Origin of the sequence: Nocardioides sp. OK12, from assembly GCF_024341885.1 — a bacterium.
Classification (GTDB): Bacteria; Actinomycetota; Actinomycetes; order Propionibacteriales; family Nocardioidaceae; genus Nocardioides; species Nocardioides marinisabuli.
This window is the reverse complement of record NZ_BNET01000002.1, coordinates 269,384-287,794: the sequence shown is the minus strand read 5'-3', so window position 1 is coordinate 287,794 and position 18,411 is coordinate 269,384. Positions and strand designations below refer to the sequence as shown.

Genomic DNA, 18,411 nt, shown 5'->3' with positions numbered 1-18,411 from the left:
GCCGGGCTTCAGTCCCGCGAGACGGGGATCTTCGAGGTCGTCGTGGTCGGGTGCGAGGCGAGCCCGCCGTGGTCGAACTTCTGCCCGGTGGCCAGGCCGCCGACGTAGAAGGCGACGAGGGCGATCATGATGCCGGCCAGGTCGTCGGCGACGTAGTGCCAGCCGAAGTACAAGGTGGCCACCACGGTGACGCCGAAGTTGACCCAGAAGACGATCTTGAGGACCTTCGAGCGCAGCGTGTACTGCACCAGCAGCGCCACCAGCAGGGTGATCGCGGTGTGCAGGCTCGCGAACCCGGCCACCGACTGCACCTGCCCGGTCAGACCGCCGAGGATGACGCCCTGGCGCGAGGAGACCAGCGAGTCCATCAGGTCGTTGGTGGGCGTCTGGGCGAGGTCGGCGTAGAGCGAGACGTACTCCAGGCCCGGGCCCAGGGTCGGCAGCGCGTAGTAGGACACGGTGCCCAGGCTCCAGGCGATGCACTGGGAGGTGACGAACCAGTAGCCGTAGGACATGTTGCGCGACCACACCAGCCACGCGGTCAGCGCCAGCGGCACCAGCGGCAGGAACCAGAGGTAGATGTAGGACAGCAGGTAGGCCACCACGTCGGTGCCGAGCAGCCCGTGCAGCACGATCGCCGGGTCGTTGCCGAAGAACAGCGCCCGGTCGAGCAGGTGCAGCTCGCGGTCGTACTTCGTCTCGATCATGAACGGCAGGAACGACTTGAGGTTGCGGTAGCAGACGTAGGTGACGTAGAAGCTCACGATGCCCAGCACCACCAGCGTGAGCCGCTCGCGGTTCCAGTGGGTGCGCAGCCGCTCGCGCGCCACCCGCAGCATCGCGCCGGGGTGGCCCTTGCCGAACCACAGCGAGCGCGGCAGCAGGTCGAGCAGCAGCGCGCCGGTCAGCAGCAGCGGCAGCCGCAGCCACGACGGGCCCAGGAAGCTGCCCTCGGGGTCGACCAGCCGCTTGTCGAGGACGACGGCGGTGATGATGGCCCACAGGCCCATGGCGAGGGCGGTGCCCACGAGGAGGGCATAGGCGCGGCGGTACACAGGACCGGAGTCTAGTGAACGGTCCTCACCGCGCGTCGGGCGCGCCGGGCGGCACCTCCGGCAGCACCGCCAGCCGGGTCTGGTCGACCCGCAGCCGCACCCGGTCGCCGGGTCCCAGGCGCCGGTCGAGCCCGGCCACGGCGTCGCACTCGCCGACGCCGTCGACGTCGAGCACGAGCCGCTGCTGCTCGGGGGTCGCGCGCAGCGAGCGCACCACCCCGGCCAGCGGCCCGTCGTCGCCCACCTGCAGCGCCGAGCGTCGTACGGCGACCGCGGCGGCGCGCCGGTCGTGCGGGCCCGCGGCGTCGAGCACCCGCTGGGCGCCGGCGCCCTCCAGCACCCGGGCGTAGCCGAGGAACAGCGCGGTGGCGGTGTCGGCGGGCGAGCGCCAGACCGCCTCGATCGCGCCCTCCTGCACCAGGTGGCCCTCGCGCATCACCGCCAGCCGGTCGGCCACGGTGAAGGCCTCGTCGTGGTCGTGGGTCACCATCAGCGCGGTGGTGCCGGCCCGGTGCAGGATGTCGCGCAGGTCGCCGGCCAGCCGCTCGCGCAGGCCTGCGTCGAGCGCCGAGAGCGGCTCGTCGAGCAGCAGCAGCCGTGGCTGCACGGCCAGGGCCCGGGCCAGGGCCACCCGCTGCCGCTCCCCGCCGGAGAGGGTGCCGGGCAGCCGGTCGGCGTACCCGGCGAGGCCGACGAGCTCGAGCAGCTCCTCGACGCGCCGCGCGGCGCCGGGGGTGCGGCGCAGGCGCAGGGCGTAGCCGACGTTGCGGCCCACGGTGAGGTGGGTGAAGAGCTGGCCGTCCTGGAACATCAGCGCGAAGCCGCGCTTGTGAGTGGGCACCCGGGCCAGGTCCTGGCCGTCCCAGCGGATCGATCCGCCGCTGGGCTCGAGCCCGGCGACGGCGCGCAGCAGCGTCGACTTGCCGCAGCCCGAGGGGCCGAGCACGGCGAGCACCTGGCCGTCGGGCAGGTCGAGGGAGACCCCGCGCACGGCGGGCACCCCGTCGTAGGCGACGTCGACGTCGGTCAGGGACAGCATCAGAAGGCTCCTAGGGAGGGCACGCGCAGGCGCTCGACGGCGAGCACGACGACGGCGGTGGTGGCGGCCAGCACCACGGAGGCGGCCAGGGCGGTGCCGTAGCTGAGCTCGCCGGGGCGCCCGATGAGCCGGAAGATCAGCACCGGCAGCGTCGGGCTGTCGGGGCGGGCCAGGAACGAGGTGGCGCCGAACTCGCCGAGGGAGATCGCGAACGCGAAGCCGGAGGCGGCCAGCAGCGGGCGCCACACGACCGGCAGGTCGACGGTGGCCACCGCCCGCAGCGGCCCGGCGCCCAGCGACGCCGCGGCCTGGCGCTGGCGGTCGTCGACGCCGGCGAGCACCGGCACGAGGGTGCGCACCACCAGCGGCAGCGCCACCAGCGCCTGCGCCAGCGGCACCAGCACCGGCGACTCGCGCAGGTCGAGGGGCGGGGAGTCGAGGGTGATGAAGAAGCCGAAGCCCAGGGTCACCGCGGAGACCCCCAGCGGGAGCATGAAGAAGCCGTCGAGCACCGAGCGGACACGGCGCTCGGCGCGGCCGTGGGAGCGGCGGGTCAGCACCAGGGCGACCAGGCCGCCGAGCAGCAGCGCCATCCAGGTGGCGTCGACGGCGGTGCGCAGCGAGGTCACCAGCGCCTCCAGCGCGGGCACCTGCAGGGCCTGTTGCTCGCCGTCGGAGGCCAGGGCCCGGTAGTAGGCCAGCGACCAGGCGTCGTCGACGCGCAGCGAGCCGACCACGAGGGTGGCGACGGGGGCCGCGACCAGCACCAGCAGCAGCGCGGTGGCCACCAGCTGGGGGGTGTCGCCGCGCCGGGGCCGGCGCGGGCGGGCGGTGCTGCGCGCCAGGGTCGGGTCGGGCACGGCGCGCAGCCGGCCCGCGACCACCAGCAGCGCCACCACCGCGACCAGCTGGACCATCGACAGCGCCGCGGCGGCCTGCAGGTCGAGGTACTGCACGGTGAGCAGGTAGATCTCGGTCTCGACCGAGGAGTAGCGCAGCCCGCCGAGGGTGAGCACGACGCCGAAGGCGGTGGCGCAGAAGAGGAAGACCACGCTGGCGGAGGAGACCACGGCCGGGCGCAGCATCGGCCAGGTGACGGTGCGGAAGACCTGGGCCGGCGAGGCGCCCAGGGCCGCCGCGGCCTCCCCGGGCCGCACGTCGAGGCCCTCCCAGGCCGCGCCCACGCCGCGGATCACCACCGCCACGTTGAAGAACACCAGGCCGGCGACGATCCCCGCGGCGGTGCCGTCGAGGTCGACCCGACCACCGGTGAGCGCCACCACCGGGCCCGACTCCCCCAGCAGCTGGCGGAAGGCGACCCCGACCACCACCGTCGGCAGCACGAACGGCACCAGCAGCGCCGCCCGCACCGCGCGGCGTCCGGGCCAGCGCAGCCGGTGCAGCGCGTACGCCGCAGGCAGCCCGAGCAGCACCGCGAGGACCGTCGCGACCGCCGAGGACCACACCGTGAACCACAGCACCCGGCCGGTGCGCGGGCGGGTGAGGACCTCGAGCACGGCCCCGACGTCGAGGTCGCCGTCGACGACGAACCCGCGCTCGAGCATGCCCGCGACGGGCAGCACGAAGAAGACCCCGAGCACCGCCAGCGGCAGCCCGGCCAGCGCGACCAGGCCGAGCACGCGGCGGGGGGCGGTCATCAGCTGCTGACCAGGTCGCCCCACTCGCGCAGCCACGCGTCGCGGTTCTCGTCGATCTCGGCGGGCTCCACGGCCCACGGGTCCTCGGGCCGCTCGGTGAGGTCGGTCCACTCCTCGGGCAGCTCGGTGCCCTCGACGACCGGGTAGACGTACATCGAGGAGGGCAGCGCCTCCTGCACCTCCGGGGAGACCAGCCACTCGAGCACCGCCTGCGCCCCCTCGGGGTTGTCGGCGCCGCGCAGCACGCCGGCGTACTCGACCTGCTCGTAGCAGGTGTCGAGCAGGGCGCGGGTGGTCGTGCCGCCCTCGCCGTCGACGGTGAAGGCCGGTGAGGAGTCGTAGGACGTCACGATCGGCCGGTCGCCCTTGCCGCCGCCCTGGGTGAAGTCGACCTGGTAGGCGTCCTCCCAGCCGTTGACGACCTTCGCGTCGTTGTCGAGCAGCTCCTCCCACCACTCCTGCCAGTCGTCGCCGTACGCCGCGACGGTGGTCAGCAGGAACGCGAAGCCGGGCGAGCTGGTGGTCGCGCCGGGGGTCACGAAGAGCCCCTCGTAGGCGGGGTCGACCAGGTCGTCGAGGGTCTCGGGCGCGTCGAGGTCGCGCTCGGCGAACCAGGTGGTGTCGACGTTGACGCACACGTTGCCGGTGTCGACGGCGACCAGCGTGCCCTCGTCGTCGCCGGGCAGCGCGTTCTCCTCGACGCCGGCGGGGGCGTCGATCTCGGCGGGGGCGAAGACGTCGGCCTCGAGCGCCCGGGAGCCGAAGGTGTTGTCGACGCCGAAGGCGACGTCGCCGATGGGGCTGTCGGTGTTGAGCACCAGCTGGCTGGTCAGCGCCCCGGCGTCGCCGCCGGCGCGCTGCTCGAGGTCGTAGCCGCTCTCGCGCTCGAAGCGCTTCACCAGCTTCTCGGGCAGGAAGAAGCTGTCGTGGGTGACGAGCACGACCGTGCCGCCGGCCTCGCCGTCGGTCCCGGCGGCCCCGCCCGGGGCGGTGGCCGACTCGTCGTCGCCGGTGCCGACCAGCGAGCAGCCGCTGACGGTCAGGGCCAGCAGCGCCGCGGCGGCTGTCCTCGTGGGGTGGATGGGCGTACGCATGCGTCGCACCTGGACTCCCTTCGCCGGTCTTAACCGGAGCAGGTTCGGAGGGTCTGCGGCGGGTCCGCACTCTCAGCACCACCCCGGGCTCGGCCGGGCGGGTGCTCCCCTGTCTGTCGTCCTCGAGGGTATCCGGCGGCGTGGTGGGATGGTCCGGTGACCCTCGCCATCACCGCCCAGCCCTTCGCCGCCCTCGACCCCGCGGCGGCGTACGACGTGTGGCGGCTGCGCCAGCTGGTCTTCGTCGTCGAGCAGCAGTGCCCCTACCCCGACCTCGACGGCCGCGACCCCGAGCCCGGCACCCGCCACGTGCTGCTGACCGAGGACGGCGTCCTGGTCGGGTACGCCCGGGTGCTCGACGACGCGACCACCTGGCGGGTCGGGCGCGTCGTCCTGGCCCCCAGCGTGCGCGGGCGCGGCCTCGCCGACCAGCTGGTGCACACCGCCCTCGAGGTCTGCCCCGACCGCGACGTCGTCCTCGACGCCCAGTCGCCCCTGGCCGGCTGGTACGCCACCTTCGGCTTCACCCCCGACGGCGAGGAGTTCCTCGAGGACGGCATCCCGCACGTGCCGATGCGCCGGGTGCATGAGTCCCCGGTCGACCGGTGACTCATGCACTTGTCAGGGGTTGCAACACCTGACAAGTGCAGGAACCCCCGGCTGACCGGGGACTCATGCAAGCGGCCCGGTCAGGGCGTGGCGGTGAAGACGACCCCGCCGTCGGTCTCCTCGCGGGTGACCTGGCCGCGGGCGTGGAGCAGCTCGAGGTGGGCCTTGGTCTCCATGGCGGCCATGCCCTGGCTGAAGACGTCGAGGCTGTCGTAGGCCTTCTCGTGGCGGGTCCAGCCGAGGCGCCCGGCGACGTCGTGGCCGGTGAGCGGGCCGGCCGACAGCGCGGCGAGGCTCTGGTCGAGCCGGTCCTCGTGGAAGGCGAGCAGCTCGTCGACCCGGGCGTGGGTCGAGGGCGAGACGGGGCCGTGGGCGGGCAGGACCTGCAGGTCGGGCAGCGAGCGCACCTTGGTCAGGGAGGCCATGAAGTGGCCCAGCGGCTGGTCCATCGGCGGCACCGTGAACCCGATCGAGGGGGTGATGGTGGGCAGCACGTGGTCGCCGGCGAAGAGCAGCCCGGCGTCGGCCTCGGCGAAGACGAAGTGACCGGGGGTGTGGCCCGGGGTGTGCACGGCATCGAGCACCCGCGCGCCGACCTCGATGCGCTGGTCGCCGGTGAGCCAGGTGGTCGGGTACTGCCAGTGGGTCAGGTCGGGGTCGTCCTCACCGACACCCAGCCACACCTCGGCGACCTCGTGGGCGCCGGCCGAGCGCAGCACCGCCACGAACGGGTTCTCGGTGAGGTCGCCGGCGTGGTTGAGCAGGTCGAGGGCCGGCTTCTCCTCCTGCCCCAGCGCCACGTCGATGCCGAGCTCGCGGCCCAGCACGGTGGCCATCGTGAAGTGGTCGCGGTGCACGTGGGTGACCAGGAAGCGGTTGATGTCGGCGAAGCCGGCACCGATGCCCTTGAGGCACCGCTCGAGCAGCTCGCGCGCCTCCGGGATCGCCCACCCGCCGTCGACCAGCGTCAGCCCGTCGTCGGTCTCGATCGTGTAGACGTTGATCGCCTTGAGCCCGTCCATGGGCAGCGGCAGCGGGATCCGGTGGATGCCGGGCGCGACCTGCCAGGCCCCCTCGGCGGTCCAGTGCTCGCCCGAGTCGGGCGAGACGGCGTACGCCGTGGGCGTGCCGCCGCGGGGCTCTCGCGGCTGCGGGGTCTGCTGGCCTGAACTGGTTGACGCGGTCACCCGTCCGACCTTAGGCCCCGCGCCGCGGACACCTCACCCGAGGTCCGGCAGCCCGAGGTCGAGGTTCGGCTGCTGGATGCCGCCGTCGACCTCCAGCACCTTGCCGGTGACGTACTGCCCGGCCCGCGAGGACAGGTAGAGCACCGCCGCGGCGATGTCCTCGGCCTCGCCGACCCGGCCGAGCGGGGTCTTGGTCTCGAGCTGGTCCATCATCTCGGGCTGCCCGGCGACGAACTCCAGCGCGCTGGTCATCACCGAGCCGACGTAGATGCCGTTGACGCGGATACGGGGCGCGAGGTCGGTGGCGGCCAGCCGCGCCCAGTGCGCGAGCGCGGCCTTGGCGGTGCCGTAGGCCAGGTAGCCCCGCCCGGAGGCCCGGCCCATCATCGAGGAGATGTTGACGATCGAGCGCTGCGCCTCGTCGGGCCCCTTCAGCATCAGCGGCACCGCGGCGACGCTGAGCGCGTGGGCGGTCGAGACGTTGAAGTGGAAGGCCTCCTCCAGGTAGGCCACGTCGGTGTCGAGGAAGGCGTTGGGGATGGTGCCGCCGACGTTGTTGACGACCGTGTCGAGCCGCCCGAACTCCTCGTACGCCGCCCCCGCGAGCGCGGCGACCGCGTCGGTGTCGGACAGGTCGGCGGGCACCACGAGGGCGCGCCGGCCGGTGGCCCGCACCGCCTCGGCGACCCGCTCGAGCTGGGCCTCGGTGCGCGAGGAGAGCAGCACGTCGGCGCCGGCCTCGGCCAGGGCGACGGCGGTGGCCGCGCCGATGCCGCGCCCGGCGCCGGTGACGACGGCGACGTGGTCGGTGAGGGTGAACCGGTCGAGGATGCTCACGCCCGCGCCACCAGCCCGCGGCCGGTGACCAGCGGCAGGTCGAGGGCGGTGACCAGCCCGGGCTCGGCGGCGCAGACGGCCGGCAGCGAGTTCACCAGCCGCTGGGCGGTGGTGATCATGCCCGACACGTTGTGGTCGCCGTGCTCGCCGTGGTGGGTGAGGTCGACCTTCATCATCGGCTCGCCGAGGATCTCCACGCGGTAGCAGCCGTCGTCCTCGGGCGGGATCGGCCACTCGGGCACCTGGTCGGGGGCGGTGCGGGTGACGTGCTCGAGCACGACCCGCTCGACGCCGTCGACCTTGCCGACCACGCGGAAGCGGACCGCGCCCATGGTCCCGGCGGCGATGTCGCCGCTGACGCTGGGCGTGTCGACCTCGGCGGCGCGGCGGTCGACCTCCTCGGTGAGCGGCTCGTCGAGGGTGATGTCGAGGCCGGCGGCGATCTGGCGCACCACGCTGCCCCAGGCCATCGACAGGATGCCGGGCTGCCAGAGCATCCCGACCTCCTCCATCGGGCGCCCGAAGCCGAAGAGATCGCTCATCACGACGGGCTGGTAGTAGGTGGAGTAGTCGGCGATCTCGCTGACCCGCACCAGGTCGATGCGCTGCGACAGGCTGGTCATCACCAGTGGCAGCACGTCGTTGGCGAAGCCGGGGTCGATGCCGTTGACGTAGAGGCTCGCGTCGCCGCGGCAGCCGGTCTCGGCGATCCGCTCGATCATCTCGGGCGGCAGGATCCCGGCGGGCCACTGCAGCAGCACCGGTCCGGAGGAGACGACGTCGACGCCCTGCTCGAGCATCCACAGCAGGTCCTCGATCGCCTCGAAGGGGCGGTCGTCGGTCATCGCGGCGTGCAGCACGGCGTCGGGCGCCAGCGCCATCACCTCGTCGCGGTCGGTGCTGGCCCGTACGCCCAGCTCGCGGCCGAGGCCGGCGAGCTCGCCGGCGTCGCGGCCGTGCTTGGCGGGGTTGGAGACCCACACCCCCACCAGCTCGAGGTCGGGGTGGGCGTCGATGCCGGCGATGGCGTGGCAGCCGATGGTGCCGGTGGACCAGACGACGACGCGCAGGGGCTTCTCGGGGACGACCTGTGTCATGCGAGGCAATCTAGAACACGTTCTAGATCTGCGGAAGGGGTACGTCCTCCCGGACCGGGCAGCGGGTGCCGTCGTAGATCGTGGGCATGCACCGGTTGCAGTGGATGCACGCCCCCTCGCCGCTCCGCCCGGCCGCGCGCTCGCGGGCCAGCCGGTCGACCAGGCCGGGCTCGCGCAGCACCGCGCGGGCCAGGGCGACGTACTCGAACCCGTCGGCCATCGCCTGCTCCATCGTCGCGAGGCGGTTGATGCCGCCGAGCAGCATCAGCGGCAGGTCGACCGCCGCGCGCAACCGCAGCGCCTTGTCGCGGAAGTAGGCCTCCTCGAAGGGGTAGGACCTCAGGAACGAGCGCCCCACCGGGGTGCGCATCCCCCACCCGGCCAGGCCGCCCATCGCGGCGGCGAGCTCGCGGTGCGGCACGTCGCCGCGGAAGAGGTACATCGGGTTCATCAGCGAGGAGCCGCCGGAGAGCTGGAGGGCGTCGACGGCACCGTCAGCCTCCAGCATCTGCGCCACCTCGACCGCCTCGTCGAGGGTGACCCCGCCCCGGAAACCGTCGGAGAGCGAGAGCTTGGCGGTGACCGCCACCGCGTCGCCGACCTCCTCGCGCACCGCCCGGGCGACCTGGCGCGCCAGCCGGGCGCGGTTGGTCAGCGACCCGCCCCAGCGGTCGGTGCGGCGGTTGAGCCCGGGGGCCAGGAACGAGGAGATCAGGTAGGAGTGCGCCATGTGCAGCTCGAGGCAGTCGAAGCCGGCCCGCACCAGCGTGCGCGCGGTCGCGACGTACGCGCCGGTGACGCGGGTCAGGTCGGCCTCGGTGGCCGCGGCGACCAGCTGCATCGACAGCGGGCTCGGCATCCGGCTGGCGGCGATCGCCCGGACCCCGTTGGAGCGGCCGTTGGCGACCGGCCCGGCGTGCCCGACCTGGCCGGCGACGGCCGCGCCCGCGTCGTGGACGGCGTCGGCGAGGCGGGCCAGCCCAGCCTCGGTGGCGGGGCCGACGACGACCTGCTCGCGGTGGGTGCGCCCCTCGGGGGCGACCGCGAGGTAGGCGACCGTGGTCATCCCGATGCCGCCGCGGGCCACCTCGAGGTGGTAGTCGACCAGCGCGTCGGTGACCTGCCCCTCGGGGGTGCGGCCCTCGAACGTCGCGGCCTTGACCGTGCGGTTGCGCAGGCGCACCGGGCCGAGGGTCGCGGGGGCCAGCACGTCCGGGGTCGCGGTCATGTCCGGATCGTACGCCGCCAGCGAGAACGTGTTCTAGTTCTGTGCGTCCCGGCCCCGCCTGCCAGACTGCGGCCCCATGAGCGAGCGCGACCCGATCCGCGAGGCCCACCGCCAGTGGGTCGCCCACGGCTGGGCCGAGGCCGCCGACGGGATGGCACTGGTGACCTCGGTGGTGCGCGTGCACCAGCTGCTCACCGGCCGCATCGAGGCGGTGCTGCGCCCCCTCGACCTCACCTTCGCGCGCTACGAGGTGCTGCGGCTGCTCGCCTTCTCCTCGGCCGGGCGGATGCCGATGATGCGGCTCGGCTCGCTGCTGCAGGTGCACCCGACCTCGGTGACCAGCGCGGTCGACCGGCTCGAGCGCCAGGGCTTCGTACGCCGCGTGCGCGGCGACGGCGACCGGCGCGTGGTGCTGGCCGAGATCACCGACACCGGGCGCGAGGTCGTCGAGCGGGCGACGGAGGGCCTCAACGCCGAGGTCTTCGGCTCCCCCGGCATCGGGGCGGGGTCGACGAGCACGCTGACCCGGCTGCTCGGCGAGCTGCGCGCCAGCGCCGGCGACCGGGTGGACTGAGACCCCGTGCCGGCTACCGCCGCGTAGGGGTTCCCGGTGCGACGGGCATCACCTATGCTGAGATAGTTGGACGTCCAACTATCTTCCCCGGAGCGAGCCCCACATGAGCGACCTGCACCAGCCCACCCACCCCATCCGCCTCGTCACGGCCTCGAGCCTCTTCGACGGCCACGACGCCTCGATCAACATCATGCGGCGGATCTTCCAGAGCCAGGGCTGCGAGGTGATCCACCTCGGGCACAACCGCTCGGTCGCCGAGGTCGTCGACGCCGCGCTCGAGGAGGACGTGCAGGGCGTCGCCGTGTCGTCGTACCAGGGCGGGCACATCGAGTACTTCGAGTACCTCGTGCAGTCGCTGCGCGAGCGCGGCGCCGGGCACGTCAAGGTCGTCGGCGGGGGCGGCGGCGTCATCGTGCGCGACGAGATCCAGCGCCTGCGCGACTCCGGGGTCACCATCTTCTCCCCCGAGGACGGCCAGCGGATGGGCCTGGTCGGGATGATCAACAGCGTCGTCGCCGACTGCGACCACGACCTGTGGGCCGCCGGCGCCGTGACCGCCGAGCAGGTGCTCAGCGGCGACCGCTTCGCCGTGGCCCGCGCGATCACCGGCGCCGAGCTCGGTCGCCTGGGCGGCGAACTCGACACGATCCGGGAGGCCGCCGCCCGCAGCCACGCACCCGTGCTCGGCATCACCGGCACCGGCGGCTCGGGCAAGTCGTCGCTGACCGACGAGCTCGTGCGCCGCTTCCGCGTCGACCAGCAGGACAAGCTGCGCGTGGCCGTGATCGCCGTCGACCCCACCCGCCGCAAGGGCGGCGGGGCGCTGCTCGGCGACCGCATCCGGATGAACAGCCTCGACGGCGACCGGGTCTTCTTCCGCTCCCTGGCCACCCGCGGCGCCCACGAGCTGCCCGAGCACCTGCCCCACGTCATCGACGTGGTCAAGGCCGCCGGCTTCGACCTGGTGGTCGTCGAGACCCCCGGCATCGGCCAGGGCGACGCGGCGATCGTGCCGTTCGTCGACACCGCCATGTACGTCATGACGCCCGAATTCGGCGCCGCCAGCCAGCTCGAGAAGATCGACATGCTCGACTTCGCCGACACCGTGGCGATCAACAAGTTCGAGCGCCGCGGCGCCAAGGACGCGCTGCGCGACGTGGGCCGCCAGCTGGTGCGCAACCGCGAGGCCTTCGGCCAGCAGCCCGACCAGATGCCGGTCTTCGGCACCAGCGCCGCCACCTTCAACGACGACGGCGTCACCGCGCTCTACCAGCACCTGCGCGGCATCCTGGTCGAGAAGGGCCTGCCCGCCGACGAGGGCACCCTGGCCCCCGTCGAGGTCAAGCACTCCTCGGGCATCCGCGCCGTCGTGCCCCAGGACCGGGTGCGCTACCTGGCCGAGATCACCGAGACGGTGCGCGCCTACCACGCGCGCACCGACGAGCTGGCCGAGGCCGCGCGCCGCGTGCAGCGCCTCGAGGCGGTCAGCGCCGAGCTCGTCGACCACGACGCCGGCGACGTGCCGGCCCTGCTCGAGAAGGCCCGCAAGCAGCTCGACCCCGAGGTCGCCGAGCAGCTCGAGCAGTGGCCCGCGGTCGTGGAGTCCTACTCCGGCGACGAGCAGGTCGTGGTGGTGCGCGACAAGGAGATCCACACGACGCTGACGCGCGAGTCACTGAGCGGCAACAAGATCCCCCGCGTCGCGCTGCCGGCGTACGCCGACCACGGCGAGCTGGTGCGCTTCTGGCGCCGCGAGAACCTGCCCGGGCTCTTCCCCTTCACCGCCGGCGTCTTCAAGTTCAAGCGCGACGGCGAGGACCCGGCCCGGATGTTCGCCGGCGAGGGCGACCCCGCGCGCACCAACCGCCGCTTCAAGATCCTCTCCGCGGACGGTGACGCCAAGCGCCTCTCGACGGCCTTCGACTCGGTGACCCTCTACGGTCGCGACCCCGACGAGCGCCCCGACATCTACGGCAAGGTCGGCACGTCGGGCGTCTCGGTGGCCACCCTCGACGACATGAAGGTGCTCTACGACGGCTTCGACCTGGTCGCGCCGAGCACCTCGGTCTCGATGACCATCAACGGCCCGGCGCCGACGGTGCTGGCGTTCTTCCTCAACACCGTCATCGACCAGCAGGTCGACGCCTTCCGTGAGCGCGAGGGCCGTGAGCCCGACGCCGACGAGGCCGCGATGCTGGCCGCCCACGCGGTGGCGAGCGTGCGCGGCACCGTGCAGGCCGACATCCTCAAGGAGGACCAGGGCCAGAACACCTGCCTGTTCTCCACCGAGTTCAGCCTCCGGATGATGGCCGACATCCAGGAGTGGTTCATCGAGAAGCAGGTGCGCAACTTCTACTCGGTCTCGATCTCCGGCTACCACATCGCCGAGGCCGGGGCGAACCCCATCAGCCAGCTCGCCTTCACCCTCGCCAACGGCTTCACCTACGTCGAGGCCTACCTCGCGCGCGGCATGGACATCGACGACTTCGCGCCCAACCTGTCGTTCTTCTTCTCCAACGGCATGGACCCCGAGTACTCCGTCATCGGCCGCGTCGCCCGTCGGATCTGGGCGGTGGCGATGCGCGACAAGTACGGCGCCGGCGAGCGCTCGCAGAAGCTGAAGTACCACGTGCAGACGAGCGGTCGCTCGCTGCACGCGCAGGAGATGGACTTCAACGACATCCGCACCACGCTGCAGGCGCTGATCGCGATCTACGACAACGCCAACAGCCTGCACACCAACGCCTACGACGAGGCCGTGACGACCCCCAGCGAGGAGTCGGTGCGCCGCGCCCTGGCGATCCAGCTGATCATCAACCGCGAGTGGGGGCTGGCGATGAACGAGAACCCGCTGCAGGGCTCCTTCATCATCGACCAGCTCACCGACCTGGTCGAGGAGGCCGTGCTCGCCGAGTTCGACCGCATCAACGAGCGCGGTGGCGTGCTGGGCGCGATGGAGACCGGCTACCAGCGCGGCCGCATCCAGGACGAGTCGATGCTCTACGAGCACCGCAAGCACGACGGCTCGCTGCCGATCGTCGGCGTGAACACCTTCCTCAAGGAGGTCGGCGACGACGCCACCCCGCAGCACGTCGAGCTGGCCCGCGCCACCGACGAGGAGAAGGAGTCGCAGCTGCGGCGGGTGCGCGAGTTCCAGCGCACCCACGAGAGCGAGGCCGCCGAGGCCCTGGCCCGGCTCAAGGCCGCCGCGACCTCGGGCGAGAACGTCTTCGCCGTGCTGATGGACGCCGCCCGCGTCTGCTCGCTCGGCCAGGTCACCGAGGCGTTCTTCGAGGTCGGCGGGGCCTACCGCCGCAACGTCTGAGCAGGCCCGTATCTCGCGCTGACCCGGCGCATACCTCGCGTCGACCCGGCCCGGATCTCCCTCCGCGGAGATCCGGGCCGGGTCAGTGCGAAGTTTGCGACGGGTCAGGGTGAGATCTGTGACGGGTCAGTGCGAAGTCTGCGACGGGTCAGTGCGAAGTTTGCGACGGGTCGGGGAGGGTGGGGGCATGGACGACGACCTGGGCACGACGTACGACGGGCCGCGGCCGGCGCGGCGGGTGGTCTCGCTGGTGCCGTCGCTGACCGAGGCGCTGGTCTCGGTCGACCGCGCGGCGGTGGTGGGGGCGACCGACTGGTGCATCCGCCCCACCGACCTGGAGACCACCCGGGTGCGCGGCACCAAGAACCCCGACCTGGCCGCGGTGCGGGCGCTGGAGCCCGACGTGGTGGTGGCCAACAAGGAGGAGAACCGCGAGCTCGACGTACGCCGGCTGCGGGACTCGGGCGTGCGGGTGTGGGTCACCGACATCGAGACCGTGCCCGGTGCGGTCGCCTCGATGGAGCGGCTGCTCGACGGGATCGGCTGGCAGCGCCCCGACTGGCTGGCCCGCGCCCGCGACCTGTGGTGCGGGCCGCTGCCCGCGGTGACACGGCGCGTGGTGGTGCCGATCTGGCGCGACCCGTGGATGGTCGTGGGCCCCGCGACCTTCACCAGCGACCTGTGCCGCCGGCTGGGCTGGCAGACGCTGCCCGGCGCCGGGGAGGCGCAGGGGCGCTACCCGACGCTCGACGTCGAGCAGATCGACGCGCTGGGCGCCGACGCTGTGCTGCTGCCCGACGAGCCCTACGAGTTCACTGCGGCCGACGGGCCGGAGGCGCTGCGCTCGCCCTGCGAGCTCGTCGACGGGCGGCTGCTGACCTGGTACGGCCCCTCGCTGCTCGACGCCCGCACCTCGGTGGAGCGCCGCGGCGCCTGACGGCGCGGACGCTCGGGGCGCCCGGGCAGCGCGAACAGCCAGGTCGCCCCCAGCCGCAGCAGCACCCAATGCGCGCCGAGCGACACGAGCACCGCGACCGCGCTGAGCACCAGCGGGTGCAGCACGCCGCGCACCACCGAGCCCTGCTCGAGGTCCAGCAGCGGCGGCAGGTGCAGCAGGCTCGCCAGCACCACGGTGTGCAGCACGTAGATCGGCAGGGTGCGGCGCCCCACCCAGCCCAGCAGCCGGGCCGGCGGACCGCTGCGGGCCAGCAGCACCGCCACCCGCAGCCCCAGGGGCACCCCGACGACGCTGGCCACCAGCAGGTGGGCGCTGGTGGGCAGGTCGAGGCGCCACAGCAGCAGGGTCAGGGCGACGTACGCCGTCGTCAGCGCCGGCACCCCGCCCCACGGGCCGGCGGGGCGCTCGGCCAGGCGGCGGACCAGCCGCGGGGCGAGCGCGCCGAGGGCGAAGTAGGTGAAGTGGAAGAGCACCGAGAAGCGGTTCCACTGCTCGATGCCGAAGGCCGACGACGAGGCGGAGAGGACGGCGGCGCCGGCCAGCACCCACCCGGCGGGCAGCCCCGCCAGCAGCTTGGCCAGCACGAAGTAGACGGCCAGCGCGTAGAGGAACCACACGCCGGTCGAGGCCCACACGAGGTCCTGGGCGAGCTCGCCGAGGTCCTGGGTGCGGTTCATCGGCAGCAGCCGCTCGACCGAGAAGACCGCGCCGAGCAGGAGCAGCCACACGACGTAGAGGTAGTACGGCGACAGCGCGCGGCGGCGCACCTGGGCCCAGGGCCGGTGCACCGCGCGGGACGCCACGAAGCCGCTGAGCACGAAGAAGAGCGGCATCCGGATGGGCTTGAGGGCGCTGGTCACCGCGCCCCAGCCGGCCACGACGCCGGCGAGCGACTCAGGAGCGTCGATGCCGAGGTTCTTGACCACCGCGTGGTGCAGCACCACCAGCAGGATGCTCAGGCCCTTGGCGACGTCGATCCACAGGACCCGCGAGGTGCCGGCGCCCGCGACGACGGGGGCGGTGGCGGCGGGCAGGGGGGTGTGCACGCTCCCGAGTGTCCGGTGCGGGGCCCCGCCCGCGGCAATCACGACCCCCTGTCGTGACGGGCTTCACACAGGTCGCGGCCAGGCGCCACACAGGTCTCTCCAGGTCTCTCCATGTCTCACACGGGTCGCGCCAGGTCGGTGGCCGAGGGGCGCCCCCGCAGCACCGTCGAGCCGGCCGCCCGCCAGCAGCGCGCCTCGTCGTCCCCGCCGGCGCGTGCGGCCGCCCGCACCGTCGCGAGCGTGGTGAGCACCCGCGGCTCCTCGGCCTTGGCGAGCTCGGTGAGCCGGGCCGCGGCGTTCACCGCGTCGCCGATCACGGTGTACTCCAGCCGGGCGCGGGTGCCGACGTTGCCGGCCACCGTGGCCCCGGTGCACACCCCGACGCCCGCGGCGACGTCGGGCCGCTCGGCGCGCAGCCGCTCGTCGATGCGGCGCGCGGCCACCAGCCCGGCCGCGGCGTGGTCCGGCTGCTCGACCGGGGCGCCGAAGACCGCGAGCACCGCGTCGCCCATGAACTTGTTGACGATGCCGCCGGCCCGGTCGACCTCGTCGACGACGACCTCGAAGAAGGCGTTGAGCACCGCGACGACCTCGGCGGGGTCCCGCTCGGCGGCCATGGTGGTGGACCCGACGAGGTCGACGAAGAGCACCGTCACCTCGCGGACCTCGCCACCGAGCTCGACGTCGCCGTCGACCGCGGCCCGGGCGACCTCGCGCCCCACGTGCCGGCCGAAGACGTCGCGCAGGTGCTCGCGCTCGCGCAGCCCCGCGACCATGTGGTTGAACCCGGCCTGCAGCTCGCCGATCTCGGTGGCGTCGTAGACCGCCACCCGCTGGTCGAGGTCACCGCGCTCCACCTCGAGCAGCGCCCCGCGCACCGCGGTCAGCGGCGCCACCACCGAGCGCGCGTTGAGGACGGTGACCAGCAGCCCGACCACGAGCACCACGCCGCCGAGGACCAGCACCTCGACGGCCAGGCGTCGCGTGCTGACGTCGTCGCCGACCAGCACCAGCAGCGCCGCCACCACGAGCCCGACGACCGGGGCGGCGGTGCCCAGCAGCCAGAACATCAGCATCCGGCCACCCACGCCCAGGCCGCGGGGGCGCTCCGAGGCCGCGTGGCCGCCACCGTCGTCCAGGGCGCGGGCGGTGACCGGGCGCAGCGCGAACTCGGAGAACAGGTAGGCCACGGCGCAGGCCACGACCCCGCCGATGGCCACCGTGAACGCGGTGCTCAGCGCGCGCTGGGGCTGCAGCCACAGCGCGAGGCCGACGAAGAGCACGTCGGCCGCGGCCCACAGCGCGCCCGCCACCACGGTCAGCCGCAGCGGGACCCGCAGCATCCGGCGGCGCACCCGGCGCGACGACCCGCCACCCTCGGCGGCCCAGCGCAGCCCCTGCAGTGCGACCCGGGTCCCCCACACCGTGCCGACCACGAGCGCCACCCCGACGTAGACCGGGACGGCGACCGCCAGGGCCAGCCAGGTCGGGCCGTCGGGCGCCGGGGCGGTGACCACGAAGACCGAGAGCAGCAGCACCACCGCCGCCCCGACCCCGTGGGTCAGCGTGAGCGCCACCGTCAGCAGCACCTGCACCCGCGCCCGCAGCCGTCGCGGCGACTGGCCCTCGGGCCCCAGCAACCACGAGCCGAACGGCGTACGCCGCGGTCGTCGTCGGCGGCGGCCGGCGCCGGGGCCGGTGCTCGGGCCGGTGCCGGGGACTGGCTCGCGGGTGCTCCTCACGCCGCGCATCATCGCGCACGCAACCGAAGGGGTGAGCCTGTAGAACCTTTGTAGAGGCTTGTGTAGATTCCTGTTCAGTTAGGCAGTTCTCCTCAGCCGCCCATGGAAGGCAGCCGCACATGACCACCTCCCTCGCCGAACGACGCAGCGCCTTCCGGACCTCCGACGCCGAGCGCGCCGCCGCCACCACGAGCCTGCTGGCGCGCGCCGCGGCCACCGACGACGACGCCGAGCGCCGCGCCTGCCACGACGAGGTGGTGCGGGTGAACATGCGCGTGGCCGAGGCCGTCGCCCGCCGCTACGCCCGCCGCGGGGTCCCGGTCGAGGACCTGACCCAGATCGCCTACCTCGCGCTGGTGCGGGCCGTGCGCCGCTATGACGCCGCGCACGAGCGCGACCTGCTGGCCTACGCCGTACCGACGATCGAGGGCGACATCCGCCGCCACTTCCGCGACCACGGCTGGACGATCCGGCCCCCGCGCGACGTGCAGCGCGCCCACACGCGCCTGGTGCGGACCGGCGCCAGCCTCGAGCGCTACGACGCTCCGACGCTGGAGCAGCTCGCGAGCCAGGTCGAGGAGTCGGTCGAGGTGGTGCGCGAGGCCCTGTCGGCGCGCACCTGCTTCTCGCTGCTCTCGCTCGACCAGCCGGCCGGGGGCGCCGAGGACGAGGGGCCGGCCGCCGACGTCGCCGACCACGGCGACCGCTCGCAGGAGCAGGCCGAGGCCCGGTTGCTGGTCCAGCCCCTGGTCGCCTCCCTGGCCCGCCGCGACCAGCAGATCCTGCGCTGGCGCTTCGTCGACGAGCTGAGCCAGCGCGAGATCGCCGACCGTCTCGGGCTCTCGCAGATCCAGGTCTCGCGCCTGCTGCAGCGGGTGCTCACCCAGATGCGCGGCGCGCTCAGCGAAGCGGTCTGAGACCGATCCCCGGGCCTCCTGGGCCCCCGAACCCCGAGGGGCCCG

The 18,411-nt window shown here is 73.5% G+C and carries 14 protein-coding genes, 1 pseudogene and 1 riboswitch; of the genes and pseudogenes, 5 read left to right on the top strand and 10 right to left on the bottom strand.

Features of this window, described 5'->3' with window-relative positions:
• Positions 1 to 8: 8 nt before the first annotated feature.
• The 4 genes from OCU29_RS05515 to OCU29_RS05500 form a co-directional block, all read right to left on the bottom strand.
• A complete protein-coding gene (locus OCU29_RS05515) occupies positions 9 to 1,028 on the bottom strand; it encodes a phosphatase PAP2 family protein (RefSeq protein ID WP_261819117.1) in 1,020 nt (339 codons plus the stop codon).
• Between the two features lie 52 nt (positions 1,029 to 1,080).
• The gene (locus OCU29_RS05510; protein ID WP_261819116.1) at positions 1,081 to 2,094 is read right to left on the bottom strand and encodes an ABC transporter ATP-binding protein; all 1,014 of its coding nucleotides are present in this window, start codon (positions 2,092 to 2,094) and stop codon (positions 1,081 to 1,083) included.
• Positions 2,094 to 3,752 (bottom strand): iron ABC transporter permease, encoded by a 1,659-nt coding sequence (locus OCU29_RS05505; RefSeq protein ID WP_261819115.1) that lies wholly within the window; start codon positions 3,750 to 3,752, stop codon positions 2,094 to 2,096. The genes OCU29_RS05510 and OCU29_RS05505 overlap by 1 nt, the downstream gene beginning before the upstream one ends.
• Positions 3,752 to 4,846: a thiamine ABC transporter substrate binding subunit gene (locus OCU29_RS05500; RefSeq protein WP_261819114.1), complete on the bottom strand. Its 1,095-nt coding sequence runs from the start codon at positions 4,844 to 4,846 to the stop codon at positions 3,752 to 3,754. The genes OCU29_RS05505 and OCU29_RS05500 overlap by 1 nt, the downstream gene beginning before the upstream one ends.
• Positions 4,845 to 4,967: riboswitch (TPP riboswitch) on the bottom strand. Its footprint overlaps the gene before it by 2 nt.
• A 35-nt stretch (positions 4,968 to 5,002) precedes the next feature.
• On the opposite strand from OCU29_RS05500, the gene OCU29_RS05495 reads away from it, so the two are divergent.
• The gene (locus tag OCU29_RS05495) at positions 5,003 to 5,455 is read left to right on the top strand and encodes a GNAT family N-acetyltransferase (RefSeq protein ID WP_179615220.1); all 453 of its coding nucleotides are present in this window, start codon (positions 5,003 to 5,005) and stop codon (positions 5,453 to 5,455) included.
• An 80-nt stretch (positions 5,456 to 5,535) separates the two neighbouring features.
• Here OCU29_RS05495 and OCU29_RS05490 read toward each other — a convergent pair whose 3' ends face one another.
• Genes OCU29_RS05490 through OCU29_RS05475 form a run of 4 tightly spaced genes read right to left on the bottom strand, consistent with a single transcriptional unit; the run spans position 5,536 to position 9,804 of the window.
• A complete protein-coding gene (locus tag OCU29_RS05490; protein ID WP_179615219.1) occupies positions 5,536 to 6,642 on the bottom strand; it encodes an MBL fold metallo-hydrolase in 1,107 nt (368 codons plus the stop codon).
• 33 nt (positions 6,643 to 6,675) lie between these two features.
• Positions 6,676 to 7,479, bottom strand: a complete 804-nt coding sequence (locus OCU29_RS05485) for an SDR family oxidoreductase (RefSeq protein ID WP_179615218.1) — start codon at positions 7,477 to 7,479, stop codon at positions 6,676 to 6,678.
• Positions 7,476 to 8,576 carry a diacylglycerol kinase gene (locus OCU29_RS05480; RefSeq protein ID WP_261819113.1) on the bottom strand — a complete coding sequence of 367 codons (1,101 nt, stop codon included), beginning with the start codon at positions 8,574 to 8,576 and terminating at the stop codon, positions 7,476 to 7,478. The genes OCU29_RS05485 and OCU29_RS05480 overlap by 4 nt, the downstream gene beginning before the upstream one ends.
• A gap of 22 nt (positions 8,577 to 8,598) precedes the next feature.
• A complete protein-coding gene (locus OCU29_RS05475) occupies positions 8,599 to 9,804 on the bottom strand; it encodes an NADH:flavin oxidoreductase (protein WP_261819112.1) in 1,206 nt (401 codons plus the stop codon).
• A 76-nt stretch (positions 9,805 to 9,880) separates the two neighbouring features.
• Between OCU29_RS05475 and OCU29_RS05470 the strand changes: the two genes are divergently transcribed.
• The 3 genes from OCU29_RS05470 (at position 9,881) to OCU29_RS05460 (ending at position 14,640) form a co-directional block, all read left to right on the top strand.
• The gene (locus OCU29_RS05470; protein WP_261819111.1) at positions 9,881 to 10,378 is read left to right on the top strand and encodes a MarR family winged helix-turn-helix transcriptional regulator; all 498 of its coding nucleotides are present in this window, start codon (positions 9,881 to 9,883) and stop codon (positions 10,376 to 10,378) included.
• Between the two features lie 103 nt (positions 10,379 to 10,481).
• The gene (gene icmF, locus OCU29_RS05465) at positions 10,482 to 13,703 is read left to right on the top strand and encodes a fused isobutyryl-CoA mutase/GTPase IcmF (protein ID WP_261819110.1); all 3,222 of its coding nucleotides are present in this window, start codon (positions 10,482 to 10,484) and stop codon (positions 13,701 to 13,703) included.
• 187 nt (positions 13,704 to 13,890) lie between these two features.
• Positions 13,891 to 14,640: a helical backbone metal receptor gene (locus tag OCU29_RS05460; protein ID WP_261819109.1), complete on the top strand. Its 750-nt coding sequence runs from the start codon at positions 13,891 to 13,893 to the stop codon at positions 14,638 to 14,640.
• A gap of 89 nt (positions 14,641 to 14,729) precedes the next feature.
• Here OCU29_RS05460 and OCU29_RS05455 read toward each other — a convergent pair.
• Positions 14,730 to 15,707 (bottom strand): annotated as a pseudogene (locus tag OCU29_RS05455) (acyltransferase family protein); the annotation flags it as partial.
• Between the two features lie 116 nt (positions 15,708 to 15,823).
• A complete protein-coding gene (locus OCU29_RS05450; RefSeq protein WP_261819108.1) occupies positions 15,824 to 17,449 on the bottom strand; it encodes an adenylate/guanylate cyclase domain-containing protein in 1,626 nt (541 codons plus the stop codon).
• Positions 17,450 to 17,568: 119 nt separating this feature from the next.
• Here OCU29_RS05450 and OCU29_RS05445 point away from each other — a divergent pair, with 119 nt between their 5' ends.
• Entirely contained in the window at positions 17,569 to 18,366 is a 798-nt protein-coding gene (locus tag OCU29_RS05445; protein ID WP_261819107.1) for a sigma-70 family RNA polymerase sigma factor, read from the top strand.
• Positions 18,367 to 18,411 lie beyond the last annotated feature (45 nt).